The organism is Pseudothauera rhizosphaerae (assembly GCF_004801305.1).
In the GTDB taxonomy this organism is placed as follows: Bacteria; Pseudomonadota; Gammaproteobacteria; order Burkholderiales; family Rhodocyclaceae; genus Pseudothauera; species Pseudothauera rhizosphaerae.
On record NZ_SSOD01000015.1, the window covers coordinates 41,938 to 66,929 of the forward strand.

Sequence of the window (24,992 nt, forward strand, 5' to 3'; positions counted from 1 at the left end):
TTCAGAAGCTGTAGCGGGCGCCGACGCCGATCTTGCGCGGGGCGCCGAAGCTGGCCATGGTGATGGCGTAGTTGGACATGAAGCCGCTGGTGTATTCCTCGTCCGTGGCGTTATGGACGTAGGCGTAGAGATCCCAGTCGGCGAAACGGTAGCCGGCCTTGAGGTCGACGGTGGTGTAGCCGTCCTCGCGCGCGAAGCCCTTGACCGCGTCGTCGTAGAACATCACGCGGCCCACATTCCTGACGTCGACGCGGGCGTAGGCGCCGCCCGGCGACAGCCACGCCGCGCTCAGGCGCAGGGTGTGGGACGGCGTGTTCTCGATCTTCTTGCCGTCGAAGTCGTGGGTGCCGGCGTCGTAGCTCTTGTACTTCGCGTCGATCACGCCCAGCGCGCCGCCCAGTTCCCAGTTGCGGACGGGGTGCCAGGTCAGCTCGACCTCGGCGCCGGTGGAATGGGCCTTTCTGGCGTTGCTGGTGGTGTAGAGCGCGCCGACCGCCTTGTAGATGTGCACGTCCTCGATGTCCATGTGGAACAGGTTGGCGGCCACGGTGAGATGCTCGCCGCGGCCCCTGATGCCGATTTCGTAGTTGTCCGAGATCTGCGGCTTGAAGCGGTTGTCCGCCACCGCGCCGCTGCTGGAGAAGTAGTTGTAGCCGCCGGGCATGTAGCCTTTGGAATAGGAGACGTAGGCCGTCCAGCGCGGGTCGATGGCGTAGCTCAGCGCGGCGCGGGGCAGGAACTGGTTCCAGCGCTTCGTGTCCTCCATGCCGTACATCGCCGGCCCCGCCATGCCCACCGGCAGGTAATAGGTATCGACCTGGAATTCCTTCTCGATGCTCTGGTAGCGGCCGCCCAGCGTCAGTTCGGCCTTGCCGAACGGATAGATGATCTGTCCGAACAGCGCGTGGGTCTGCGTGTCGGTGGTCGAATCGGCGTTCATCTCGAAATTGCCCAAGGGAGGCACGGGCATCTGCATGCCGTAGGGGCCCTGGTCGTGGCTCTCCTTTTCGAAATACACGCCCGCCACCCAGCGCAGGCCCGTGGTGGCGCTGCTCGACAGCCGGATTTCCTGCGACCAGGTTTCCGTCTCCGAGTGGTTGAACTGGGTCAGCCCGGCATAGAGCGGATTGACCCCGAAATCGGCGTCGTAGATGCCGTCCAGCGTGAAGGTCTTGTGCGTGGTCACCGAATCGAGCGTCACCGCGCCCATGCGATACGTCAGCAGCAGGCTTTGTGCGTCGGTGTCGCCCTTTTCCTTCGGCGCGACGTCGTAACTGGCCTTTTCCGCCGCGTCGCGCTTGAAGAAGCCGAGCGGCGAGCCGCCCGGTCCGGCCTGGGTGCCCTCGTACCAGCGCGCCGTGTAGCGTTCCTGCGACAGTGCGAGCTTGGCGCTCAAGGCGGTGTTGGGCGTCCACAGCAGATAGGCGCTCAGCTTGTCGTTGTCGTGGGCCGAGGCATCCTTCTTCATGCCCGGCCAGGTGTTCTCGATCCAGCCGTCGCTGCTGCCGTACTGTCCGTTGATCCCCGCGTACAGGGCATCCTTGACCAGCGCGCCGCTGGCGTTGAAGGTACCCAGCCGGCCGTCGTCCTCGGCGATCTCCACGCCGGCGGTCCCGTGCCAGTCGTTCTCCGGCTTCTTGGTGACGATGTTGATGACCGCGCCGATGGCGTCCTTGCCGTAGAGCGAACCCTGCGGGCCGCGCAGCACTTCGATGCGCTCGACGTTGGCGAGCGACGGGTCGAAGCCGTAGCGGCTGGAATAGGCCACGCCGTCGATGTAAACGACGATCGGATTGTTGTTGGTGAACATCGAGGCGTTCAGGCCGCGGAAGCTGATGCCCATGCCGTGGCCGCCGGCCGCGTTCGAGTACATGTTGGGGATTTCGCCGAGCAGGTCGGCGACCTTGTTGATTCCCCGCTCCTCCAGCGTGGCGCCATCGATCACGGTGATGCTCTGGGGCACGGACTGAACGTCCTGCTCGATCTTGTTGGCGGTGACGGTAACCGGGGACAGGGTCGCCGCATCCGCCTGCCCGCCCGCGTCGGCGGCCGGCGAGCAAGCCGGTGCCATCGCTAGGATGGCGGCGGCTATGGCGTTCAGGGGAAAGCGTGGGCTCCTCGTTGCGGGCATGATGTTCCTCAAGGATTGGGGATGCGGAAAATCGGGGATCTCGCAGAAGGCCGGCACGCCCCTGCGCATTCCTTCATCGGGCGGACGAACGGCTTCTGAGGCGCACGATGCCCGGCATGAAGGCGCGCAGCATGGGGATGCGCGCGAAGACGGACATGTACCGGCCCGGCCCGACGCGGAAATTGCGGTAGGGCATGGCCCGCACCTCCTCGATCGCCGGGCTCCAGCCACGCAGCGTTGCGGGCGCGTCATGCAGCGCGATGCCCCAGGGCATGGGCGGCGCCTTGTAGTGGGGGGTGCGCCAATAGCCCTGCACGGTTTTCCTGGAGAACCAGACGGGAATGGTGTCGAACATGAATTCCACGCCGGGAAAGCGCTCGACCAGCGCAACGGTCAGCCCGCGCACCGTACTTTCGTCGAAATACATCAGCAGGCCCTGGGCGGTGACGAAGACTTCGCCGGCGGGAATCTCATCCATCCACGCCGGGTCGAGTGCGCTGCAGCGGACATGCCGGCAGCGCTCGCCCGCGGGCAGGAAGCGCTCGCGCACCTCGATGGCCTCAGGCACGTCCACGCACAACCAGCGCACCCTGCCGTCGTCGATACGCTGGAACTGGGTTTCCAGCCCGCAGCCCAGTTCCACCACCGAGCCGCCCGGATGCGCCTGCATCCACGCCGCGACGGCTTCGTCGAACATCAGCGAACGCACTGCGTGGGAGGAATCTGCCGGACCGAAGCTCTGCCGGTAGTCATAGGGAATCGCACGGTAGATGCGCTCGGCCTCCGGGTCGCGCAGCATCGCGTCGGGCCGCAGCGATTCGCTCGCACGATTGTGCAGTGTCCACAGCATGGTTTCCGGGACACCGGTGAGGCGGGGGGAAGCGGACGGCATGGTCGTCGGTCTGGCAAGGGATACGAATGAGAAGAGTTCGCATTTTTCTCATTCGCACCCATCCGCTCCACCCGAAGCGGGAACGAACGACCCCTGGCGGGAAATACTTGCCGGACAGCCCGCCCGGCACCGGGCTGCGGCCGGCCGGAACCGCCGCGGCCTCAGTCGGAGGCGGCCTTGGTCCCGGGGGCGGCCACGGGGTATGAGGGCGGCGCCTCGCCCGCCGCGGGCGCGGCCTGCGGCAAGGCCTCGGGCACGGCGCCTGCGGGACTTTCCATGCCGTGCAGCCATTCGCGCCAGATCGCCACCAGCAAGGCCATCAGCACCGGACCGACGAAGAGGCCCACCAGCCCCATGGTCTGCACGCCGCCCACCAGGCCGAAGAAGGTGGGCAGGAAGGGCAGCTTCACCGGGCCGCCGACCAGGCGCGGGCGCAGGGTCTTGTCCACGATGAAGAGCTCCACCGTGCCCCAGGCGAACAGCCCCAGGCCGGCGACGAGGTTGCCGGAACCGACCAGGTACAGGGACACCAGCGTGAAGGAAAGCGGCGCGCCGCCGGGAATCAGCGCCATGAAGCCGGTGGCTACGCCCAGCAGCACCGGCGAGGGCACGCCGGCGATCCAGTAGGCCACGCCGAGCACCACCCCTTCGCCCAGCGCGATCAGCCCCATGCCGGTGACGGTGGCGCTGACCGTGGCCGGCACCACGCGGGAGAAACGCTGCCAGCGCAGGGGCAGGATGCGTTCGCCGACCACGTCGATCTGCGCGGCGATGCGTTCGCCGTCCTTGTAGACGAAGAACAGCGTGATCAGCATGAACAGCGTGGTCAACGCGAGGCGGAACAGATCCCCGGTGACGGTGAGCAGGGTGCGGTAGATGTTGCCCAGATGCTCGCCGCTGAAGACCTGCACCCAATGCCCGAGGGCCTGCGGTTCGCCCAGGTGCTCGCTCCAGTAGCCCGCCAGCCGCTCGCCGACCACCGGCAGGGAACTGATCCACGCCGGCACCGGCGCGCCGGTGCGGTTGGCTTCCAGCAGCCAGGCGATGAAGTTGCCCGCCTCCTTCAGCGCGTAGTGGAGCGCGACGGTCAGCGGCACGATCAGCGCGCAGATGACCACGACGATCGCCACGCTCGCAGCCAGGATGGTGTTGCCCCTGCACGACTCGACGCCGCGGCGGTACAGCGGCCAACTGGCGAAGCCGATCACCAGCGCGGCCAGCACCGGCACCAGGAAGCCACGCAGGAAATAGGCTCCGGCGACGAGGATCAGCAAAAGCAGTGCGCGAACGACGAACGGGGCTTGCAGGACGGGCTGCATGACGGGCGGCGGAGCGGATGACGGACAGGACTATATACCGGATGGCGGCCGCCTTGCCCGTTCTGCGCGCCGACGGGATCGGTGTCGGCGTGCTTTACATAGTTCTTAGGTCGTATTTCATTTTTCATTTTTCGACAATGACTTACACGCTTGGCATGGAACGTGCTGCTCGCCTGGCATACGCCGGGCACCCGCCTGGCTTTTCCAAGAAAGGGGATCACTCATGAGCTCATTTTCTACCCGCGCGGTTCGCGGCACCTTCTCCAGGTTCCTGTGCGCCATCGCCGCGTGCTTCGCCATCGGCCAGGTGCAGGCGGCCGTCATCGCCCAGGACCTCGGCACCGATGCACCGCCTGCGACGCTGGGCGGGTACACGCTTACCCCGTTCGGCGACGACGGCATCGGTCTCTTCACCGACATCACGTCGCTCGCATCGCCCCTCGGCGGCAGCCTCACGTTCGGCACGGCCGTCAACGCCCGGGAGATCGGATCCGGCTGGGCGACCTGGAGCCACGGCTACACCGGCGACGTCTACTATTCGAATGGCGCATTCTCGCTGGCCATCGACTTGCCGGCAGGCACCGGGGCGTTCTATCTGTACGTGGAGCCCGATCCGTTCGACCTCTACAGTTTCACGATTACGGCGGACGACGGCACGTCGCTCACCAATGAGGCCCACGGAGATGCCGGCGCCCGTGGCTGGGGCTTCTGGGCCACGGCGGGAGAGCAGATCGCGTCCTTGCTCATTACGTCCAGCGTGAACTTCGCGGTCGGCGGGTTCGGCATCGCGTCCGCCACGGCCAGCGTGCCGGAACCGACGACGCTGGCGCTGATCGGTGCGGCGGCGCTGGCCTTCGGTGTGGGCCGCCGCCGGCGCGCCTGAGCCGACCGACGAACCACCCCGTCACCCGGTAGCACCAGGATCGGAAACCCGCAGGGCCGCAAGGCCGTGCGGGTTTTTTCTTGTATCGAGCCAGCCCCGTCCGCGCTGCGAAGCAACGCAGTTTTTCATGGTTCCGCACCATTATGGGGCTGCCTATCATCGGCTCACCATGGAGCCCGGCAGGCGCCCCGGACCCCATGGGCAAGAACAACTTTCCGGAGCTGCAAACATGATCAGGAAATTCCGCTTCCTCGCCCTGCTCGCCCTGTCGGCCCTGGCCGGCGTCGCGCAGGCCGATCGCCTCGACGACATCAGGAAGGCCGGCGTGCTGCGCGTGGCCGCCTTCGACAGCAACCCGCCGTTCGGCTTCGTGGATCCCAAGAGCAAGCAGATCGTCGGGCTGGACGTGGATTACGCCAGGGAACTGGCGAGCAAGCTGGGCGTGAAGCTGCAACTGGTGCCGACCAACCCCGCCAACCGCATTCCGCTGCTGTCGGCCAACAAAGTGGACATCGTGCTGGCCAACTTCACCATCACCGAAGAGCGCGCCAAGCAGGTCAATTTCAGCATCCCCTACTTCGCCTCCGGCCAGCAGTTCATCGCCAAGAAGGGCACCCTCAAGTCTGCCGACCAGCTCGGCAGCCTGCGCATCGGCGTGGACAAGGGCACCACCAACGAGATCGTGCTGCGCGAGAAATACCCCGGCGCGACCCTGGTGGCCTACGACGACACGCCCTTCGCCTTCACCGCCCTGCGCAACGGCAACGTGCAGGCCATCACCCAGGACGGCCCCAAGCTGATCGGCCTGCTCGCCAACGTGCCGGACAAGGAGAACTACGAAATCCCGCCCTTCTCCATCTCCGACGACCTGATCGGCGCCGGGCTGCCCAAGGACGAGACCCGCTTCACCGAATACGTGAACGCCTTCCTGCGCGAACTGGAAGCCAGCGGCAAGGCGCAGAAGATCTACGATGCGTGGTTCGGCCCGAGCACCAAGACCCCGCTCACGCGCATCTTCCGCATCGGCGACAAGTAAGAACGCGCTTTCCGTTTCACCGGGCTCCGCGCGGTCCTCGGGCCGCGCGGAGCCTTTTCTTGAGTTCCGCTTCACCCGCGCGCAGCCCGCGCCTCTCCCATGCTCGACCAACTGCTCGCACCGAAATACGTCGGCTGGCTGATCGATGGTTTCTACGTCACCCTGGCCGTGTCCGCGCTGGCCTCGGCCGCCGCCACCGTGCTCGGCCTGCTGCTCTGTCTGGCCCGCCTCGCCCCCACGCGCTGGCTGGCGTGGCCGGCGCTGGCCTGGCTGTCCCTGTTCCGCAACACGCCGCTGCTGGTGCAGCTCTTCTTCTGGTACTTCGGCCTCGCCGCGCTGATGCCCCAGGGCCTGCTGGAATGGCTGAACACGCCCCACCACTGGCACCTGGCCTTCTTCGGCGTGCGCTGGCCGCCCTTCGAATACGTGGCCGGCTTCACCGGCCTGACGCTCTTCACCGCCGCCTTTATCGCCGAGGAATTCCGCGCCGGCGTGCGCGGCGTGCCGCCGGGGCAGGCGGTGGCCGCCCGCGCGCTGGGCCTGCGGCCGTGGCAGGTGTGGCGTTACGTGGTCATTCCCCAGGCCTTCCGCATCGCGCTGCCGCCGCTGCTGGGCCAGTACATGAACGCGGTGAAGAATTCCTCGCTGACCATGGCCATCGGCTTGGCGGAACTGTCCTACGCCTCGCGCCAGGTGGAAACCGAGACCTTCAAGACCTTCCAGGCCTTCGGCATCGCCACCCTGCTCTACATCGGCACCGTCGCCGTCATCGAGCTGGCCGGGCAGTGGGTGCAGCGCCGCCGTCCGGCGCTGGGGGCGGTGCGCTGAACATGGATTTCTCCGTCATCGCCGACAACCTGTCCTACTTCCTGCTCGGCGCCTGGCCCCACGGCCCGCTGGGGGGCGCGGCGCTGACGCTGGTGCTGAGCATCTCTTCCGCACTCGCCTCGGGCGCGCTCGGCCTGGTGCTGGGCGTGGCGCTCGCCACCACGCACGGCCCCGCCCACCAGGGCCTGGTGCTGGCGCTCGGCTTCTTCCGCGCCATTCCGGTGCTGATGCTGATCTTCTGGACCTATTTCCTGCTGCCCATCGTGTTCGGCTTCAACGTGCCGGGCACGGGCACCGTGGTGGTGGCCCTGTCCCTGATCGGCGGCAGCTACCTCGCCCACTCCGTGTATGCGGGCATCGCCAGCCTGCCGCCGGGGCAGTGGCAGGCCGCCGCCGCGCTCGGGCTGCGGCGGGCAGATGCCCTGCGCCACGTGATCCTGCCCCAGGCCCTGCCCATCATGCTGCCGTCCTTCCTCAACCAGTGGATCGCGCTGATCAAGGACAGCTCGCTGGCCTACGTGATCGGCGTGGGGGAACTCTCCTTCGTCGCCACGCAGGTGAGCAACCGGGAGATGGTCTATCCGACCGAAATCTTCCTCTTCGTCGCCCTGCTCTATTTCATCATCTGTTCGTCGCTGGAACTGGGCGCCGGGGCCATCGCCCGGCGCTACGGAAGCGCGGAGAAGCAAACATGATCCGCATCGAGAACGTCTCCAAGTGGTACGGCCAGGCCCGCGTGCTGGCCGGCTGCAGCACCCGCATCGCCGAGGGCGAGGTGGTCGTGGTGTGCGGCCCCTCGGGATCGGGCAAGTCCACGCTGATCAAGACCATCAACGGCCTGGAGCCCTTCGACGAAGGGACCATCGTCGTGAATGGCGTCTCCGTCGGCGCGCCGGGGACCGACCTGCCCCGGTTGCGCGCCCGGGTCGGCATGGTGTTCCAGAGCTTCGAGCTCTTCCCCCACCTGACCGTGCGCGAGAACCTGGCCCTGGCCCAGGTCGTGGTGCTCGGCCGCAGCCGGGACGAGGCCCATGCCCGCGGCCGGGAGTACCTTGCCCGCGTCGGCCTGGCCGGCTTCGCCGACCGCCTGCCCGCCCAGCTCTCCGGCGGCCAGCAGCAGCGCGTGGCCATCGCCCGCGCCCTGTGCATGGACCCCGTGTGCATGCTGTTCGACGAGCCCACCTCGGCCCTGGACCCGGAGATGGTCGGCGAGGTGCTGGACGTGATGGTGGAACTGGCCGGCGAAGGCATGACCATGGTGTGCGTGACCCACGAGATGGGCTTCGCCCGCAAGGTGGCCGACCGGGTCATCTTCATGGACCAGGGCGCCATCCTGGACGACTGCCCCAGCGAGGAGTTCTTCGGCAACCGCGCCGGGCGCCCGGAGCGCGCGCAGCAGTTCCTGGCGCGGGTGCTGTCGCACTAGGACCACCACCGAGGCCATGCCGCATGGCACGGCCTCGCGCGGGGGCACTCACTCCGCCGGGGACCGTCAGAGCCGGTCGGTGAGGATGACGCCCAGCCCCACGGAAGTCTGCCGCCAGTTGTAGTCGATCAGGCTTTCGCCATAGCCGGAGAACAGGCGCACGTAGCCGCGCAGATGCCCGGCCAGCGGGAAGCTCCAGTCCGCATGCACCGACCCCCTGCTGTTCCTGAAGGTGCTGCGCAGCTTGAGGGAATAGAGGTGCCGGCCGTGGCGGTAGACGCCCACCAGCTCACCGCGTCCGACGTAGTCCTCGATGTCCCGGTTGTCGTCTTTCTCCCTCGATTCGGGGATGCGCCACCAGGGCCGGAACCACAGGGCCAGGTCGCCGTACTCGGCACCGACCTCGGCAAACACCCGGTCCCAACTGCGGGACAGGGGTTCGGAGCGGCCGTTGGACTGGTGTACGTAGCCGAAGGATGCGTAGCGCAGCTTCAGTCCGCCCAGGCTGCCGTTGAGGGGGCCGACCCACATCACCTCCGGCTCGTAGTTGGTTTCCCGGAAAGGGCGCGAGATGTCGCCGTTGAAGACCTGCCAGTTGCTTTGCTGGGTGTAGCCGAGCCAGATGTTGCTGCCGGTGGCGAACACGTTGCTCAGCAGTTTGGTCTTGAACGAGAACTGGAACTTGACCTCGTTGGAGTCCAGTTCCAGGTCGGGCGTGGACGTCCGGGCGATGAGCGGCTGGAAGGGACGGTTGTTGGGACGGTCGGTGACCTTGTAGATGACGTAGTTCTGCCGGTGGGGGCGCAGGCCGAAGGTGCCCCGGTCGGTGTCGGCGGTCAGTTCCCAGCGCGCCTGCAGCGCACTGGTGGTTCGCGCCGCATCGTGGGCCGGATCGGCGAAGCTGGCGCTCGGCGGCTCGGCCGGCGGTTCGGCCTGCAGTTGCACCGCCAGGGGCGAATCGGGCTGGTCGGAAAGCTGGTCGGCGAGCCGGAAGGCGATGCGGTCGTAGCAAGCGAGCCGGGCGGCCTCGTCGGTGACGCGCGCGCAGGCGGCGACCTCGTCTGGCTCCACGGCCTGGGCGGCGGGCCAGGCGCAGGACAGCAGCGCGGCGGCTAGCGATGTTCTTTTCATGTCTGTCCTCACAAAGGGCGTGAGCAGGCATCGGGTTGAGGGAATCGCCGACCGGCCGCCCAGCCCTGGCAAGGACGCGGCGATGCAGTCGAGCGGCCGGGCCATTATCGCCTCGATGTCCTGCCGCTCGGACAGGCGTTACTTCTGCAGATGATCCGTGGGCCCCGCCCTGCCGCATCATCCCGCCGGGATCGCATTCGCTGCACCGCGACGGTGCCGGCCCGCAGCGCGGCGCCCCGAATCGGGGCACCTGGATGCACTGCGTTCCGGGGCTCCGGAACGTCCCCCACCCTTGCCGCTTCAACGTTTCGGGCACGAAAGGCGAGCATCCCCATGGATTGGCATCGAATCTGCCTATTGGATTCCAACTTGTATACAAGAGGAATCCATCATGCAGGCAAGCCGTTCCACGATACCGTCCCCCGCCACGACTTTGGACGAGTGGCGGGCGCTGTACCGCAACGGCCGTCCGGTGGCCGAAGTGCTTGCGCCCTTTCTCGACCTGCCGACGGACGACCCGGCATGGATCGCCTGCCTCGATCCGCAGCGCCTGCAGGCCCAGCTCCAGGCGCTGGCGGCGCGGCTGGCGGAAGTGGGCGGCGACACCGCGAAGCTGCCCCTGTACGGCGTGCCCTTCGCGGTCAAGGACAACATCGACGTGGCCGGCTGGCCCACCACCGCCGCCTGCCCGGCCTTCGCCTACGTGGCCAAGAAGGATGCGGGCGTGGTCGCGCGCTTGAGGGCGGCCGGCGCCATCGTGGTCGGCAAGACCAACCTGGACCAGTTCGCCACCGGCCTGGTCGGCGTGCGCTCGCCCCACGGCGCGGTGCCCAACAGCTTCGATCCCGCCTACGTCTCGGGCGGTTCCAGTTCCGGATCGGCTTCGGTGGTGGCGCGCGGCCTGGTGCCGTTTTCGCTCGGCACCGACACCGCCGGCTCCGGCCGCGTGCCAGCGGCGTTCAACAACATCGTCGGCCTCAAGCCCAGCCGCGGCTGGCTATCCACCGCCGGCGTGGTGCCGGCCTGCCGCACGCTGGACTGCGTGTCGGTGTTCGCGCTGACCGTCTCCGACGCGGCGCAAGTCGCCGAACTGGCCGGCGGCAGCGATGCTGGCGATCCCTACTCCCGCGCCTTCCCCGCTGACGCGCCGGCCGCGCTGCCGCCCGCGCCGCGCCTCGCGGTGCCGGCCAGCCCCGAGTTCTTCGGCGACGCGAAAGCGGCTGCCGCATTCGAGCGCGCCCTGGGCGAACTGAAGCATTGCGGCGCTGAACTCGTGCCCATCGATTTCTCTCCCTTTGCCGAACTCGCCGCCCTGCTCTACCAGGGGCCGTGGGTGGCCGAGCGCCTGGTGGCGGTGGAGGCGACGCTGGCCGCCCACCCGGAAGCCATGCACCCCGTGGTGCGCGGCATCGTCGAGGGCGGCCGCGCCTACAGCGCCGCCGACACTTTCAAAGCCGAATACCGCCGCGCCGCACTGGCGCAGCGCATCGCCGCCGTGCTGGCACAGGTCGACGCGCTGGTGGTGCCGAGCACGCCGACCATCTACACCATCGCCGAGGTCGAAGCCGACCCGCTGTGGCTCAATTCGCGCCTGGGCACCTACACCAACTTCACCAACCTCGCCGACCTGGCTGCGCTGGCGCTGCCCGCTGGCATGCGCGAGGACGGCCTGCCCGCCGGCATCACGCTGATCGCACCGGCCTGGCACGACCGCGCGCTGGCCGACTTCGGCCGCCGCTGGGAAGCCGAAATGGCGCCGCCGCTGGGCGCCACCGGGCACCCCGCGGCAGCCCGGTCCCTCACGCCGCCCGCGGCCGGCGTCGTCCGCCTGGCGGTGGTCGGCGCCCACCTCAGCGGCATGCCGCTCAACCACCAGCTCAGCTCGCGCCGCGCCGCCTTCGTCGAACGCACCCACACCAGCGCCGACTACCGCCTGTACGCGCTGGCCGGCACGGTGCCGCCCAAGCCGGGGCTGGCGAAGGCGCAGGCAGGCGCCGCCATCGAGGTGGAACTGTGGGACGTGCCGCTGGCCGCCTTCGGCAGCTTCGTCGCCGAGATTCCGCCGCCGCTGGGCATCGGCACGCTCAGCCTGGCCGACGGCCGCGAGGTCAAGGGCTTCATCTGCGAAGCACGCGGGCTGGAAGGCGCGCGCGACATCACCGAATTCGGCGGCTGGCGCGCCTATCTCGCCAGCCTGAAAAAGAACGACTGATCCAGGGGAAATCCGATGTTCCATACCGTACTGATCGCCAACCGCGGCGAGATCGCCGTGCGCGCCATCCGCACGCTCAAGCGCCTCGGCGTGAAGAGCGTGGCGGTGTATTCCGACCCCGACCGCAACGCCGCCCACGTGCGCCTGGCCGACCAGGCCATCGCGCTCGGCGGCGACAAAGCCGCCGACAGCTACCTCGCCACCGAACGCATCCTCGCTGCCGCGCGGGAAAGCGGCGCCCAGGCCATCTACCCCGGCTACGGCTTCCTGTCCGAAAGCGCGGACTTCGCCGACGCCTGCGAAGCCGCCGGGCTCGCCTTCATCGGCCCCACGCCCCACCAGATCCGCGAATTCGGCCTCAAGCACCGCGCCCGCGAACTGGCCGCCGTCGCGGGCGTGCCGATGACGCCGGGCAGCGGCCTGCTCGCCAGCCTGGACGAAGCGCAGCGCGAAGCCGGGCGCATCGGCTACCCGGTGATGCTCAAGAGCACCGCGGGCGGCGGCGGCATCGGCCTGTCGCGCTGCGCCGACGCGGCCGAACTGCAGGCCGCCTTCGCCAGCGTGCAGCGCCTGGGCGAACACTTCTTCAAGGACGGCGGCGCCTTCGTCGAACGCTGCGTGGACCATGCCCGCCACGTCGAGGTACAGATTTTCGGCGACGGCCAAGGCAAGGTCGTCGCCCTGGGCGAGCGCGACTGCTCCATCCAGCGCCGCAACCAGAAGGTCATCGAGGAAACGCCGGCGCCCGGCCTGCCCGAGGCCACCCGCCGCGCGCTGCACGCCGCCGCCGTGCAACTGGGCGAATCGGTGGGCTACCGTTCGGCCGGCACCGTCGAGTTCATCTACGACGCCGTGCGCGACGCCTTCTACTTCCTCGAAGTGAACACCCGCCTGCAGGTGGAGCACCCAGTCACGGAAATGGTCACGGGCGCGGACCTGATCGAATGCATGCTGCGCGTGGCCGCGGGCGACGCGGTGGACTGGGCGGCCCTGTCCCGCCCGCCGCGCGGCGCGGCGATGGAAGTACGGCTCTACGCCGAAGACCCGGTGAAGAATTTCCAGCCCTCGCCCGGCGTGCTCACCGAGGTCGCCTTCCCGGAAGGCGTGCGCGTGGACGGCTGGGTCGAGACCGGCACCGAGATCACCGCCTGGTACGACCCGTTGATGGCCAAGCTCATCGTCCACGGCGAGGACCGCGAGGACGCCCGCGCCAAGCTCGCCGCCGCACTGGGCGCCACCCGCATCCACGGCATCGCCTGCAACCTGGACTACCTGCGCGCCATCGTCGCCGCGCCGGCCTTCGCCACCGGGACCATGCACACCCGCGTCCTCGACGGCTTCGCCTATCACCCACAAGTCGTGGAAGTGCTCGAACCCGGCACCTGGACCAGCGTGCAGGACTATCCGGGCCGCATGGGCTACTGGCACATCGGCGTGCCGCCCTCCGGGCCGATGGACGACTACGCCTTCCGCCTCGCCAACCGTATCGTCGGCAACCACGCCGCGGCGGCCGGGCTGGAATACACGCTGGTGGGGCCAAAACTGCGCTTTCACGGCGACGCGCTGATCGCGCTGGCCGGCGCATGCAGCCCAGCCACGCTGGACGGCGAGTTGCTGCCCATGTGGACGCCGGTGGCGGTGAAGGCCGGCCAAGTGCTAGACGTGGGCAAGACCACCTCGGGCTGTCGCGGCTACCTGGTGGTACGCAACGGCATCGACGCGCCGCTCTACCTCGGCAGTCGCTCCACCTTCGTTCTGGGCCAGTTCGGCGGCCACGGCGGGCGCACCCTGCGCCACGGCGACATGCTGGCGCTGGCCGATCCGGCGCTGCCAGCCTCCACCACGCCCGCGCCGGTCTCCGCGCCCGCGCCGCTGCCGGCAGAACTGATCCCGGCCTACGGCCGCGAGTGGCGGATCGGCGTGCTCTACGGCCCCCACGGCGCGCCGGACTTCTTCACCGAGGCGTCCATCGCCGGCTTTTTCGACACCGCCTGGGAGGTGCACTACAACTCCAACCGCCTCGGCGTGCGCCTGGTCGGCCCCAAGCCGCAATGGACGCGCAGCGACGGCGGCGAGGCCGGCCTGCACCCCTCCAACGTGCACGACTGCGAATACGCCATCGGCGCGATCAACTTCACCGGCGACTTCCCGGTGATCCTCACCTGCGACGGCCCCAGCCTGGGCGGCTTCGTCTGCCCCGTGACCGTCGCCCGCGCCGAACTGTGGAAGGTCGGCCAGTTGCGCCCCGGCGACCGCATCCGCTTCCACCCCATCTCCTGGGACGAGGCCGCCGCGCTCGAAGCCGCGCAGGACGCCGCGCTGGCCAGCCTCTCGGCACGCCCTGCCCCGACGCTGCCCGCGCCATCGCTCGCCCCGGCGAACGGCGCGTCGGCCACCGTGCTCGCCGCCCGGCCCGCCAACGGCCACCACCCGGCCATCGCCTACCGCCAGGCCGGCGACGGCTACCTGCTGCTGGAATACGGCGACAACGTGCTCGACATCGCCCTGCGCCTGCGCGTGCATCTGATGATGGAAGCCATCGCCGCCGCGCACATCGACGGCGTCGACGAACTGTCGCCGGGCGTGCGCTCCCTGCAGGTGCGCTACGACGGCCGGCGCATCGCCCAGCGCGCCCTGCTCGACCGCCTGCTCGCCATCGAAGACGGCCTGCCGGACGTGGAGTCGCTCAAGATTCCCACCCGCATCGTCCATCTGCCGATGGCCTTCGAGGATTCCGCCACGCTGGGCGCGGTGGCGCGCTACCGCGAGACCGTGCGCGCCGAGGCCCCGTGGCTGCCCAACAACGTGGACTTCATCCGCCGCATCAATGGCCTGCCCGACCGCGAGGCGGTGCGCGACACCGTGTTCTCGGCCAGCTACCTGGTCATGGGCCTGGGCGACGTCTACCTCGGCGCGCCCTGCGCGGTGCCGCTGGACCCGCGCCATCGGCTGCTCACCTCCAAGTACAACCCGGCGCGCACCTTCACCGCCGAAGGCACCGTGGGCATCGGCGGCGTGTACATGTGCATCTACGGCATGGATTCGCCCGGCGGCTACCAACTCGTCGGCCGCACCCTGCCGATCTGGAACAAGCACGTGGTCAACCCGTCCTTCGCCGACGGCAAACCGTGGCTGCTGCGCTTCTTCGACCAGGTGCGCTTCTACCCGGTGAGCGAGGCCGAACTGGACGCGCTGCGCGCGGACTTCCGCGACGGCCGCGCCGGCGTGCGCATCGACGAGGACGTGTTCGATTTCGCCGCCTACCGCGCCTTCCTCGCCGAACACGCCGCCGGCATCGACGCCTTCAAGGCCCGCCAGCAGGCCGCCTTCACCGCCGAAGTGGCGCACTGGCAGGCCAGCGAAGCGAGCGTGAACGACGCGCCGCCGGCCGCGGACGAAGCCCACGGCGAGGCCAGCGGCGAGGCCGTGGTGGCGGAGATGTGCGGCAACGTGTGGAAGATCCTCGTCGAGCCCGGCCAGCGGGTGGAGGCCGGCCAGCCGCTGGTGATCGTCGAGGCGATGAAGATGGAACTGGCGGTGAACGCGCCCGCGTCCGGCACGGTCGGCGTGCTGCGCTGCCGGGCGGGCACGCCGGTGAACGTCGGTGATAAGCTGCTCTACATCGACTGATCCACCCCAGCCCGCCATGCCACGTGCCGCCACGCCCGACGCGGACCGCCCCGACAGCCTCGCCGACCGCGTCTATGCGCGGCTCAAGGCGGACATCTTCGATTTCCGCCTGCTGCCGGGCGACCGCTTCACCGAAAACGAAGTCGCCGCCCGCAGCGGCGCCAGCCGCACGCCGGTGCGTCAGGCGCTCTACCGCCTGCAGCGCGAGGGCCTGCTGGAAGTGCGTTTCCGCAATGGCTGGCAGGTGCGGCCCATCGACTTCGGGCACATCGACGCCTGTTACGAGCTGCGCATCGTGCTGGAGTGCGCCGCTGCCCGCAAACTGTGCGAGGGCGGCGCGCCCGGCGCAGCGCTGGCGGCGCTCACCGCAATCTGGCAGGTGCCGCCCGCCGACCGCCTGACCGACCCGGCCGTGGTGGCCGCGCTGGACGAAGCCTTCCACCTGGGCCTCGTCGAAGCCGCCGGCAATGCCGAGATGGCGCGCGTGCACCGGGAACTGAGCGACAAGATCCGCATCGTCCGCCGCCTGGACTTCACCGAACCGGCCCGCGTCACCGCCACCTACGACGAGCACGCCGCCATCCTCGCGGCGCTGGGCGCGGGCGACGCCGCCCAGGGCGAACAACGGCTGCGCGCGCACATCGAGACGAGCCGCGTCGAAGTGCGCAAGATCACCCTGCACCGCCTGTCGGAGATCCGCCGCGCGGCGGCCGCGGGCGGCTGACCGTCCCCCGCGCATTCCCGTTCAGGAAATCAGTGCCGCGTTTCGGCGTCAAGCGAGCCGTTCCGGGCAGCTTGCGGCCGGAACGGCATGCCCCCACGGCGGTGCTCAGGTCGAGGCGCGCAGTGTCCGGGCGGCCGCGACCATGTTGGTGAGCGCGGGAATGACCTCGGACCACTGCCGCGTCTTCAGCCCGCAGTCGGGATTCACCCACAGCCGCTGCGCCGGGATGCGCTCGGCGGCCTTCCGCATGAGTTGCACGATGTGCGCCGTGGCCGGGATGTTGGGCGAATGGATGTCGTACACGCCCGGGCCGATCTCGTTGGGGTACTTGAAGTCGTCGAAGGCGTCGAGCAGTTCCATGTCGGACCGGGATGTCTCGATGGTGATGACGTCGGCGTCCATGCCGGCGATCGACGCGATGATGTCGTTGAACTCCGAGTAGCACATGTGGGTGTGGATCTGCGTTTCGTCGGCCACGCCGTTGGCAGTGATGCGGAAGGATTCGACCGCCCAGTCCAGGTAATCCTTCCACTGCGACCTGCGCAGCGGCAGCCCCTCGCGCAAGGCCGCCTCGTCGATCTGGATCACGCGCATGCCAGCCTTCTCCAGGTCCAGCACTTCCTCGCGGATCGCCAGGGCGAGCTGGGTGCACGACGCCGAGCGCGGCTGGTCGTCGCGCACGAAGGACCAGTTGAGGAGGGTCACCGGGCCGGTGAGCATGCCCTTCATCGGCTTGCCGGTGAGCGACTGGGCGTAGGTGATCCAGTCCACGGTCATCGGCCGGGGGCGGCTGATGTCGCCGAACAGGATGGGCGGCTTGACGCAGCGCGAGCCGTAGGATTGCACCCAGCCGAACTGGCTGAAGGCGTAGCCGTCGAGCTGTTCGCCGAAGTACTCCACCATGTCGTTGCGCTCGGCTTCGCCGTGCACCAGCACGTCCAGCCCCAGGGCCTCCTGCTCGCGCACGCTGCGGGCGATCTCGGCCCGCATGGCGGCCTTGTAGCCCGCTTCGTCCAGCTCGCCGGCCTTGTAGCGGCTGCGCGCCTGGCGGATTTCCGCGGTCTGCGGGAAGGAGCCGATGGTTGTGGTCGGATAGGGCGGCAGCTTCAGCAGGGCCGCCTGCCTAGCCGCGCGCACCGGGTAGGGGCTGTGGCGCCGGCCCAGGGCGGAGGTGACGGCCGCCAGCGCGGCTTGCACCGCCGGGTTGTGGACCCGGGGCGAACTGCGGCGTGCATCGACGGCGGCCCGGTTGGCGGCCAGTTCGGCAGCGACGGCCGCACGTCCCTGGTTCAGCGCGGTGGCCAGCAGCTTGAGCTCGTCCAGCTTCTGCAGGGCGAAGGCCAGCCATGAGGTGATCCCGGCATCCAGCGTGTGCTCGCTGGCGAGATCGACCGGCACGTGCAGCAGGGAGCACGACGGCGCGATCCACAGGCGGTCGTCGAGGCGCTCGGCCAGCGGCTCCAGCCAGTCCAGCACGGCGTCGAGGTCGGTCTTCCAGATGTTGCGGCCGTTGATGACGCCCAGCGACAGCACCTTGTGCGAGGGCAGCAGGTTCAGCAGCGGCACGATGTCGTCGCGGCCGTTGATCGCGTCGATGTGCAAACCCGCCACCGGCAGGTTGGCGGCGAGGTACTGGTTCTCCGCCAGTTGGCCGAAATAGGTCGCCAGCAGCAGCTTGACGCGGCTGCTCTTCAAGTGGTGGTAGGCGGTATTGAAGGCATGCTGCCAGTCGGCGTCGAGTTCGGTGACCAGCAGCGGCTCGTCGATCTGCACCCATTCGACACCCTGCGCGGCCAGCGTTTCCAGCAGTTCGGCATACACGGGCAGCAGGCGCGGGAGCAGCGCCAGCCGGTCCGAATCGTCCTTGGCCTTGCCGAGCGCCAGATACGTCACCGGGCCGACGATCACCGGCTTGGCCTTCACGCCCTGCGCCCGCGCTTCGTCCAGTTGCTCCAGCAGGCGCGAGGCATCCAGCCTGAACTCGGTGGCGGCGGTGAATTCCGGGACGATGTAGTGGTAGTTGGTATCGAACCACTTGGTCATTTCGCCGGCGGCCACGCCGCCGCAGCACTGGGCATGTTCCTCCGCCGACCTACCGCGGGCGACGCGGAAGTAGTTGTCCAACGCATCGCCGTGGAAGCCCTGCACGCGCTCGGGCAGGTTGCCCAGCGTGAAGCTCATGTCCAGCACCTGGTCGTAGAAGGCGAAATCGCCCACCGGCACCAGATCGAGCCCGGCCTGGTCCTGCCAGTGGCGCCGGCGCAGGCGGGCGCCCTCCGCCTTCAATTCGTCGCGCGTGGATTGCCCTTTCCAGTAGGACTCCAGCGCGAACTTCAGCTCGCGCTGCGCGCCGATGCGGGGAAAGCCGAGGTTGTGCGTCCTTGCCATGATGTGATCCTCATTCCGTCGGGTACGTGTCGGGGCGGATCGTAGAGAGGATTGTCCATGACGTAAAATGGTGTTATTTCAACAATCGATCGATAGCATTCATGGATTGCCATGCTTGAAAGGATGCACCTGACCATCGTCCGGGAAGTGGACCGGCAGGGGTCGCTGACCGCCGCGGCCGGCGTGCTCTGCCTGACCCAGTCGGCGCTCAGCCACACCATGAAGAAGCTGGAACAGCAGCTCGGCACCGACATCTGGCTGCGCGAAGGGCGCCGGCTGCGGCTGACCCAGGCCGGTGAATACCTGCTTGCGGTCGCCAACCGGGTCCTGCCGCAACTGGATTTGGCCGAAGCGCGCATCCGCCAGTACGCCCTGGGCGAGCGCGGCACACTGCGCATCGGCATGGAATGCCATCCGTGCTACCAGTGGCTGCTGAAGGTGGTGTCGCCCTATCTGGCGCGCTGGCCCGACGTGGATGTGGACGTGAAGCAGAAATTCCAGTTCGGCGGCATCGGCGCGCTGTTCGGCTACGAGATCGACCTGCTGGTGACGCCGGACCCGCTGTACAAGCCGGGCCTCTCTTTCGAGCCGGTGTTCGACTACGAGCAGGTGCTGGTGGTGGGCCGCCGCCATCCCCTGGCCACCGCGGCATACGTGGAGCCGGCGCAACTGGCGCCGGAGGTGTTGATCACCTACCCGGTGGAAATCGAGCGGCTCGACATCTACCAGCAGTTCCTGGTGCCGGCCGGCATCGCGCCGCGGCGGCACAAGATCATCGAGACCACCGACATCATGCTGCAGATGGTGGCCAGCGGCCGGGGCGTGGCGGCGCTGCCGCGCTGGCTGGTGGAGGAGTACGCGCAAAGGATGGAGATCGTCCCGCTGCGTCTGGGGCGCGAGGGCATTGCCAAGCAGATATTCCTGGGCGCCCGCGAGTCCGACACCGGCATCGACTACCTCGCGGCCTTCATCGAGCTGGCGCGCCAGCCGAAAAGCCGGGAACATCGATTCATATGACTGAACTTCCTTTTGACGCGCTTTGCAGAACGGCCCGGGCCCTGTTCGACGTTTCTGCCGCTTCCATCTGCATGCAAGGCAGTGGCATTCACTGGATCGACCTTGCCGGCGACGTGAACAGGCCGGAGTGGGATTTCGCGGCCGCGTTCGAGGGCTGCCCTGGCTGGGAGGCGCCGGTGCTGGTGGTCGGCGATACCTTGGCAAGTGCCGACTATTCCAGTCTGCCCTACGTGGCCGGCAGTCCCGGAGTGCGTTTCATTGCCGGCATTTCCTTTGGATCGGCTGAAATCGGGCGGCTTGCCCTGTTTGATACCCGCGCGCGCATCCTCGCGCCCGACAAGATGCGGTTGCTGCAAGACCTCGCGGAAATGGCCGGCCAGTGCTGCCGTCTCGCGAGAACCGCCCGCGATGCGGCGAAACGGGAATCCCTGTTCCGCCTGCTCGCCGAGGCATCGACAGATACCATCGTGCGCGGCGACCTCAACGGCAAGCGACTGTATGTATCGCCGTCCGTCCAGGAGTTGCTGGGATATGCACCGGAAGAACTCCTCGGCCAGCAAGCCATCGACATCACCCACCCCGACGACAAGCCGGCCTTCGGCGCCCTCATGCGGGAAATACGCGATGGGCACAGAAAGAATGCCAGGATCGAATTGCGCCAGCGGCACAAGAGTGGCTCATGGATCTGGATGGAGGCGGCAATCCGCCTCACGCACGATCCTTTCACGGGGGAGCCGGACGGCTATGTCACATCGGTGCGCGAAATCGGCCGCAGAAAGGAACTGGAAGCGCGACTGGAGCATCTTGCGTCCCATGACCAGCTCACGGGGCTACCGAATCGGACGTTTTTCGAACGCTACCTCGCGAGGCTCGCGGAAAGAATCCGGAAAACCAACCAGCGTTTCACGATTTTCTATATGGACCTGGACGGCTTCAAACTCGTCAATGACCAACTGGGGCACCAGGCCGGCGATGCCGTATTGCGCGAGGCGGCCGCACGCTTTCGCTCCCTCGTGCGGGCCGGGGATGTCGTGGCGCGCCTGGGCGGGGACGAATTCGCCGCGCTTCTCGAAATGGACGGCTCGGAAGCGGCTTGTCTGGCCGAGCGCCTGATCGCCTCCTTGACCAAACCTTTTCGGTACGAGGAAACGGAGATCTCCATCGGCCTCAGCATCGGTATCGCGTGCCTGGCGGAAATCGGGCAGCCCCCCGCCGTGCTGCTGTCCTGTGCCGACCAAGCCCTCTACGCGGCGAAAGCCGCCGGTAAGAATACCTTCTGTTTCTTTGACGAATCCGCGGCGGCCTGAAACCGGAGGCGATACCCGGACTGGCGGGTCCGCCCCGGGCATCGGGGATCAGGCCCCCCGCGGCCGCAGCAGGCCGATGATGCTCGAAAAATCCAGCCCGCCCTGCCCGGCGCGGCTGTGGGCGGCATAGAGCGACCCGGCCAGCCCGCCGAGCAGCACGGGCGTCCGGCTGGCGATGGCCGCCTCGGCCGCGAGGCCGAGATCCTTCAGCATCAGGTCGGTGCCGAAGCCGCCGCTGTAGCCGCGCGAGGCCGGCACGCCTTCCATCACGCCCGGCACCGGGTTGTACTTCTCCAGCACCCAGTTGGCGCCCGAGCTTTTCTGCATGATGCCCGACAGCACGGCCGGGTCCAGCCCGAGCGCCTCGCCCAGGGACAGCGCCTCGCCGGTGCCGATCATCAGGATGCCGAGCAGCATGTTGTTGCACAGCTTGGCGGCCTGGCCGGCACCCGCGCCGCCGGCGTGGAAGAGGTTGCGCCCCATGTGGCGCAGCAGCGGTTCGGCGCGGGCGAGGTCGGCGGCATCGCCGCCGATCATGAAGGTCAGCGTGCCGGCGGCCGCGCCCGCGGTCCCGCCCGACACCGGCGCATCGAGCACCGCGATGCCGCCTGCGCGGCCGGCCTGCGCGAGCTTCTGCGCGCTGGCGGGGGCGATGGTGCTGCAGTCGATGACCAGGGTGCCGGCGGCGAGCCCGGCGAGCAGCCCCGGCTCCCCGCCGCTGCCGAGGAAGAGCCCTTCGACGTGGCGGCTCGCGGGCAGCATGCTGATCACCACGTCGGCCCCTTCCGCCGCGGCACGGGCCGATTCGGCGATGCGGGCGCCGTGTTCGGCGACGCGCGCGCAGGCGGCCGGGTCGAGGTCGAAGGCCTGCACCGCGAGGCCGGCCCCGGCGAGGTTGGCGGCCATCGGTCCGCCCATGTTGCCCAGGCCGATGAAGGCGATGGTGTGGTCGTTCATGTCCGTGTCTCCTCTAGGGTGTCAGGCCAGATCGGCCAGCGGGTGCGGGCCGGTGAAACGGGGGCGGAAGTGGTCGGCGACGAAACCCCCACCAACCTCGGCGAGGCTGGCATGGCGCCAGCGCGGTTTGCGGTCCTTGTCGATCAGCAGCGCGCGCACGCCCTCGGCGAAGTCGCCGTGCGCGGTGCAGGCCACCGACACCAGGTATTCCAGGCGGAAGACCTCGGCCAGCGACAGCCGCGGCACGCGCTGCCACAGCGCCCAGGCGAGGTGGGCGGAGCTGGGCGCCCCTCCGGCGAAGGTCCTGCCGGCGGCGGCGAGCCAGGGGTCCGCGTCGGCGGCGAGCGCGGTCAGGCGCGCGCCGATGCCGGCCAGGCCGTCGTGGCCGATCAGCGCCTCGATACGGTCGAAGTGTTCGCGCAGCGGCGATGCCGGCACACCGTCGACGAGCGCAAGGCGGTCGAGCAGCGCGCCCAGGCGGGCATGGTTCGCCCCGGTGCCGGCCGCGTCCGGCGCGTCCCAGCGGGTGTCGGCGAGCAATCCGGGCAGGCGTTCGCGTTCCTCGTCGGCGACGATGAAGTCCGCCAGCCCGGCGAAACGCGCATCGGCGGCGTTGAGCGGCGCGCCGGTGAGCGCCAGGAACAGGCCCGTGCGCCCCGGCATGCGGCGCAGGAACCAGCTTCCGCCCACGTCCGGGTACAGGCCGATGCCGATCTCCGGCATGGCCATGCGCGTGGTGGGCGTGGCGACGCGGTGCGAGGCGCCCGCCATCAGGCCGATGCCGCCGCCCATGACGATGCCCTGGCCCCAGCACAGCACCGGCTTGGGAAAGGTGTGGATGCGGTAGTCCAGGCGGTATTCGCGCTCGAAGAAGGCTGCCGCCTCGGGAGCGGCTTCGCCCGCCGGCGCGGCCTTGATCGCGCGGTACAGCGCAGCCACGTCGCCGCCGGCGCAGAAGGCTTTTTCGCCCGTGCCGTCGAGCAGCACGCCGACGATGCCGGGGTCGGCCGCCCAGGCGTCGAGCTGCGGCGCCAGGCGGTCTATCATCGCCAGCGACAGGGCGTTGAGGCTCTTAGGCGCGTTCAGCGTGGCATGGCCGAAGCGCCGCCCGCAGGCGGTGGGGATGTCGCGCAGGATCACGCAGTCGTCCATGTGCGTGGTCCTCATGCGTTGCGCCACATCGGCGTGCGTTTTTCGAGGAATGCGGTGACGCCCTCGCGCTGGTCGGCGGTGTCGAACAGCTTGACGAACGCGGCGCGCTCGCTCGGCAAGGCTTCGCCCGGTGGCATGTGGCGCGCGCTCTGGATCATGCGCTTGCAGGCGGCCACGCTGGTGGGGCTCTGGTATTCCACGCCGCGGGCCAGTTCCAGCGCACGCGCCAGCGCCTCGCCGCGCCCGGTGACCTCTTCCACCAGCCGGATGCGCAGCGCGGTGGCCGCGTCCAGGCGCTCGCCGCACAGGATCAGGCGCTTGGCCCAGCCCTCGCCCACCATCCACGGCAGCCACTGGGTGCCGCCGGCGCAGGGCAGCAGGCCCACGGAGGCTTCCGGCAGGGCCAGCACGGCCTGCTCCTCGGCCACGCGGATATCGCAGGCCAGCGCGCATTCCAGCCCGCCGCCCATGGCGTAGCCGTTGATCGCGGCGATGGATACGCCGCGGAAGGAAGCCAGGGTCTCGAAGGCGCGGCCGAAATGGTGCGCCATGCCGGCGGCGATGGCTCTCTCGCCACTGGCGAAGAGCTTGAGGTCGGCGCCGGCGGAGAAGAACTTCTCGCCCTGGCCCGTCACCACCAGGCTGTAGATCTCGCGGTCGACGTCGAGCGCCTCGACCACCTCGACCAGCGCGGCGAGGCTTTCCTGGGTCCAGGTGTTGGCGGGCGGGTTGGCCAGCGTGAGGATGGCCGTGTGGCCCTGCTTTTCCAGTACGAGGCCGGGGTAGGTCTGCTTGCTCATTGAAAGGTCTCCGTGGAGGGATTGGCGAGCATGCGGCGGGCGATGATGACGCGCATGATCTCGTTGGTGCCTTCGAGGATCTGGTGCACCCGCGCGTCGCGCAGGTAGCGTTCCAGCGGGTATTCGCGGATGTAGCCGTAGCCGCCGTGGATCTGCAGCGCCTCGTTGCAGATGGCGAAGCCCAGGTCGGTGGCCAGGCGCTTGGCCATGGCGCAGTACAGCGTGGCGTCGGCCGCCCCGGCATCGAGTCGGCTGGCGGCCAGCCGCACCATCTGGCGCGCGGCGACCAGTTCGGTGGCCATGTCGGCGAGCTTGAACTGCAGGGCCTGGAAATCCGCCAGCGGCCGGCCGAACTGGCGCCGCTCCTGCACGTAGGCCAGCGCGGCGGCGAGCGCGCCCTGGGCCGCGCCCACCGAGCAGGTGGCGATGTTGATGCGCCCGCCGTCCAGCCCCTTCATGGCGATGGCGAAGCCCTCGCCTTCCTCGCCCAGCAGGTGGGCGGCCGGCACGCGCACGCCGTCGAAGGTGATGGCGCGGGTGGGCTGGCTGTTCCAGCCCATCTTGTGCTCCTTCTTGCCGTAGGTGATGCCGTCGCTGCCGGCCGCCACCAGGAAGGCGGAGATGCCCTTGGCGCCGGCCTCGCCGGTGCGCGCCATGACCACCAGCGCGCCGGTGGCACCGGCGCCGGAGATGAAGGCCTTGGCACCGTCCAGCACATAGTGGTCGCCCTCTCGCCGCGCCCGGGTGGTGAGCGAAGCGGCGTCCGAACCCGCGCCCGGCTCGGTGAGGCAGTAGGAGGCCAGCACCTCGCCCGCGGCCAGCCGCGGCCCCCATTCGGCGGCGATCTCGGGCCGGGCGAAGCGGGTCACCATCCAGGCGGCCATGTTGTGGATGGTGAGGTAGGCGGTAGTGGACGGGCAGGCGGCGGCCAGTTCCTCGAACACGATGCTGGCGTCCAGCCGCGGCAGGCCCAGGCCGCCGTACTCGGCCAGGGCGTAGAGGCCGCAGAAGCCGAGTTCGCCGGCATGGCGCAATGCGTCCACCGGAAAGATGCCTTCGGCGTCCCAGCGCGCGGCCTGCGGCGCGAACTCGCGCCGGGCGAATTCGCGCGCGGTGTCGCGGAAAGCGCGCTGGTCTCCGGACAGTTCGAAGTCCATGG

The 24,992-nt window shown here is 68.9% G+C and carries 19 protein-coding genes; 10 read left to right on the forward strand and 9 right to left on the reverse strand.

All coding sequences use genetic code 11. The features are described from left to right. Position 1 precedes the first annotated feature (1 nt). From E6O51_RS16685 to E6O51_RS16695, 3 genes are all read right to left on the reverse strand, one after another. A complete protein-coding gene (locus tag E6O51_RS16685; RefSeq protein WP_168735304.1) occupies positions 2-2,131 on the reverse strand; it encodes a TonB-dependent receptor in 2,130 nt (709 codons plus the stop codon). Positions 2,132-2,204: 73 nt separating this feature from the next. Then, complete coding sequence (locus E6O51_RS16690) at positions 2,205-2,981, reverse strand: class I SAM-dependent methyltransferase (RefSeq protein ID WP_136386140.1); 777 nt, start codon at positions 2,979-2,981, stop codon at positions 2,205-2,207. A gap of 203 nt (positions 2,982-3,184) precedes the next feature. Then, entirely contained in the window at positions 3,185-4,342 is a 1,158-nt protein-coding gene (locus E6O51_RS16695) for an AI-2E family transporter (RefSeq protein WP_136386141.1), read from the reverse strand. A gap of 223 nt (positions 4,343-4,565) precedes the next feature. On the opposite strand from E6O51_RS16695, the gene E6O51_RS16700 reads away from it, so the two are divergent. The 5 genes from E6O51_RS16700 to E6O51_RS16720 all read left to right on the forward strand — a co-directional run bounded on the left by E6O51_RS16700 (position 4,566) and on the right by E6O51_RS16720 (position 8,515). Further along, entirely contained in the window at positions 4,566-5,225 is a 660-nt protein-coding gene (locus E6O51_RS16700) for a PEP-CTERM sorting domain-containing protein (protein WP_136386142.1), read from the forward strand. 229 nt (positions 5,226-5,454) lie between these two features. Continuing rightward, positions 5,455-6,261, forward strand: coding sequence for an ABC transporter substrate-binding protein (locus E6O51_RS16705; protein WP_136386143.1), 807 nt, complete (start codon positions 5,455-5,457; stop codon positions 6,259-6,261). 99 nt (positions 6,262-6,360) lie between these two features. Next, entirely contained in the window at positions 6,361-7,089 is a 729-nt protein-coding gene (locus tag E6O51_RS16710) for an amino acid ABC transporter permease (protein ID WP_136386144.1), read from the forward strand. Between the two features lie 2 nt (positions 7,090-7,091). Further along, positions 7,092-7,784, forward strand: a complete 693-nt coding sequence (locus E6O51_RS16715; protein WP_136386145.1) for an amino acid ABC transporter permease — start codon at positions 7,092-7,094, stop codon at positions 7,782-7,784. Then, a complete protein-coding gene (locus E6O51_RS16720) occupies positions 7,781-8,515 on the forward strand; it encodes an amino acid ABC transporter ATP-binding protein (RefSeq protein ID WP_136386146.1) in 735 nt (244 codons plus the stop codon). Before E6O51_RS16715 ends, E6O51_RS16720 begins: the two co-directional genes overlap by 4 nt. 66 nt (positions 8,516-8,581) lie before the next feature. On the opposite strand, the gene E6O51_RS16725 is transcribed toward E6O51_RS16720, so the two are convergent. Beyond that, positions 8,582-9,646, reverse strand: a complete 1,065-nt coding sequence (locus E6O51_RS16725) for a phospholipase A (RefSeq protein ID WP_168735305.1) — start codon at positions 9,644-9,646, stop codon at positions 8,582-8,584. A gap of 391 nt (positions 9,647-10,037) precedes the next feature. Between E6O51_RS16725 and atzF the strand changes: the two genes are divergently transcribed. The 3 genes from atzF to E6O51_RS16740 are packed head-to-tail and all read left to right on the forward strand — an operon-like array spanning position 10,038 to position 16,212. Beyond that, a complete protein-coding gene (gene atzF / locus E6O51_RS16730) occupies positions 10,038-11,858 on the forward strand; it encodes an allophanate hydrolase (RefSeq protein WP_136386148.1) in 1,821 nt (606 codons plus the stop codon). Positions 11,859-11,873: 15 nt separating this feature from the next. Further along, a complete protein-coding gene (uca, locus tag E6O51_RS16735) occupies positions 11,874-15,488 on the forward strand; it encodes an urea carboxylase (RefSeq protein ID WP_136386149.1) in 3,615 nt (1,204 codons plus the stop codon). A gap of 16 nt (positions 15,489-15,504) precedes the next feature. Then, positions 15,505-16,212, forward strand: coding sequence for a GntR family transcriptional regulator (locus E6O51_RS16740; protein ID WP_136386150.1), 708 nt, complete (start codon positions 15,505-15,507; stop codon positions 16,210-16,212). Positions 16,213-16,317: 105 nt separating this feature from the next. Here E6O51_RS16740 and metE read toward each other — a convergent pair whose 3' ends face one another. Then, entirely contained in the window at positions 16,318-18,600 is a 2,283-nt protein-coding gene (gene metE / locus E6O51_RS16745) for a 5-methyltetrahydropteroyltriglutamate--homocysteine S-methyltransferase (RefSeq protein WP_136386151.1), read from the reverse strand. A gap of 111 nt (positions 18,601-18,711) precedes the next feature. Here metE and E6O51_RS16750 point away from each other — a divergent pair, with 111 nt between their 5' ends. Next, on the forward strand, positions 18,712-19,617 hold the full coding sequence (locus E6O51_RS16750; RefSeq protein WP_136386152.1) for a LysR family transcriptional regulator: 906 nt from the start codon (positions 18,712-18,714) through the stop codon (positions 19,615-19,617). Then, positions 19,614-20,924 carry a sensor domain-containing diguanylate cyclase gene (locus E6O51_RS16755; protein WP_136386153.1) on the forward strand — a complete coding sequence of 437 codons (1,311 nt, stop codon included), beginning with the start codon at positions 19,614-19,616 and terminating at the stop codon, positions 20,922-20,924. Before E6O51_RS16750 ends, E6O51_RS16755 begins: the two co-directional genes overlap by 4 nt. Before the next feature lie 48 nt (positions 20,925-20,972). On the opposite strand, the gene mmsB is transcribed toward E6O51_RS16755, so the two are convergent. Genes mmsB through E6O51_RS16775 form a run of 4 tightly spaced genes read right to left on the reverse strand, consistent with a single transcriptional unit; the run spans position 20,973 to position 24,990 of the window. Next, the gene (gene mmsB / locus E6O51_RS16760) at positions 20,973-21,881 is read right to left on the reverse strand and encodes a 3-hydroxyisobutyrate dehydrogenase (protein ID WP_136386154.1); all 909 of its coding nucleotides are present in this window, start codon (positions 21,879-21,881) and stop codon (positions 20,973-20,975) included. Between the two features lie 21 nt (positions 21,882-21,902). Beyond that, positions 21,903-23,048 carry an enoyl-CoA hydratase/isomerase family protein gene (locus E6O51_RS16765; RefSeq protein WP_230976825.1) on the reverse strand — a complete coding sequence of 382 codons (1,146 nt, stop codon included), beginning with the start codon at positions 23,046-23,048 and terminating at the stop codon, positions 21,903-21,905. Next, positions 23,045-23,833 carry an enoyl-CoA hydratase gene (locus E6O51_RS16770; RefSeq protein WP_136386155.1) on the reverse strand — a complete coding sequence of 263 codons (789 nt, stop codon included), beginning with the start codon at positions 23,831-23,833 and terminating at the stop codon, positions 23,045-23,047. The genes E6O51_RS16765 and E6O51_RS16770 overlap by 4 nt, the downstream gene beginning before the upstream one ends. Continuing rightward, positions 23,830-24,990 (reverse strand): acyl-CoA dehydrogenase family protein, encoded by a 1,161-nt coding sequence (locus E6O51_RS16775; RefSeq protein ID WP_136386156.1) that lies wholly within the window; start codon positions 24,988-24,990, stop codon positions 23,830-23,832. Before E6O51_RS16775 ends, E6O51_RS16770 begins: the two co-directional genes overlap by 4 nt. Positions 24,991-24,992 lie beyond the last annotated feature (2 nt).

Bases quoted from the DNA above. Each gene is read 5' to 3' on its own strand.
- E6O51_RS16685 (WP_168735304.1), bottom strand. From the start codon at position 2,131: ATGCCCGCAACGAGGAGCCCACGCTTTCCCCTGAACGCCATAGCCGCC.
- E6O51_RS16690 (WP_136386140.1), bottom strand. From the start codon at position 2,981: ATGCTGTGGACACTGCACAATCGTGCGAGCGAATCGCTGCGGCCCGAC.
- E6O51_RS16695 (WP_136386141.1), bottom strand. From the start codon at position 4,342: ATGCAGCCCGTCCTGCAAGCCCCGTTCGTCGTTCGCGCACTGCTTTTG.
- E6O51_RS16700 (WP_136386142.1), top strand. From the start codon at position 4,566: ATGAGCTCATTTTCTACCCGCGCGGTTCGCGGCACCTTCTCCAGGTTC.
- E6O51_RS16705 (WP_136386143.1), top strand. From the start codon at position 5,455: ATGATCAGGAAATTCCGCTTCCTCGCCCTGCTCGCCCTGTCGGCCCTG.
- E6O51_RS16710 (WP_136386144.1), top strand. From the start codon at position 6,361: ATGCTCGACCAACTGCTCGCACCGAAATACGTCGGCTGGCTGATCGAT.
- E6O51_RS16715 (WP_136386145.1), top strand. From the start codon at position 7,092: ATGGATTTCTCCGTCATCGCCGACAACCTGTCCTACTTCCTGCTCGGC.
- E6O51_RS16720 (WP_136386146.1), top strand. From the start codon at position 7,781: ATGATCCGCATCGAGAACGTCTCCAAGTGGTACGGCCAGGCCCGCGTG.
- E6O51_RS16725 (WP_168735305.1), bottom strand. From the start codon at position 9,646: ATGAAAAGAACATCGCTAGCCGCCGCGCTGCTGTCCTGCGCCTGGCCC.
- atzF (WP_136386148.1), top strand. From the start codon at position 10,038: ATGCAGGCAAGCCGTTCCACGATACCGTCCCCCGCCACGACTTTGGAC.
- uca (WP_136386149.1), top strand. From the start codon at position 11,874: ATGTTCCATACCGTACTGATCGCCAACCGCGGCGAGATCGCCGTGCGC.
- E6O51_RS16740 (WP_136386150.1), top strand. From the start codon at position 15,505: ATGCCACGTGCCGCCACGCCCGACGCGGACCGCCCCGACAGCCTCGCC.
- metE (WP_136386151.1), bottom strand. From the start codon at position 18,600: ATGGCAAGGACGCACAACCTCGGCTTTCCCCGCATCGGCGCGCAGCGC.
- E6O51_RS16750 (WP_136386152.1), top strand. From the start codon at position 18,712: ATGCTTGAAAGGATGCACCTGACCATCGTCCGGGAAGTGGACCGGCAG.
- E6O51_RS16755 (WP_136386153.1), top strand. From the start codon at position 19,614: ATGACTGAACTTCCTTTTGACGCGCTTTGCAGAACGGCCCGGGCCCTG.
- mmsB (WP_136386154.1), bottom strand. From the start codon at position 21,881: ATGAACGACCACACCATCGCCTTCATCGGCCTGGGCAACATGGGCGGA.
- E6O51_RS16765 (WP_230976825.1), bottom strand. From the start codon at position 23,048: ATGAGGACCACGCACATGGACGACTGCGTGATCCTGCGCGACATCCCC.
- E6O51_RS16770 (WP_136386155.1), bottom strand. From the start codon at position 23,833: ATGAGCAAGCAGACCTACCCCGGCCTCGTACTGGAAAAGCAGGGCCAC.
- E6O51_RS16775 (WP_136386156.1), bottom strand. From the start codon at position 24,990: ATGGACTTCGAACTGTCCGGAGACCAGCGCGCTTTCCGCGACACCGCG.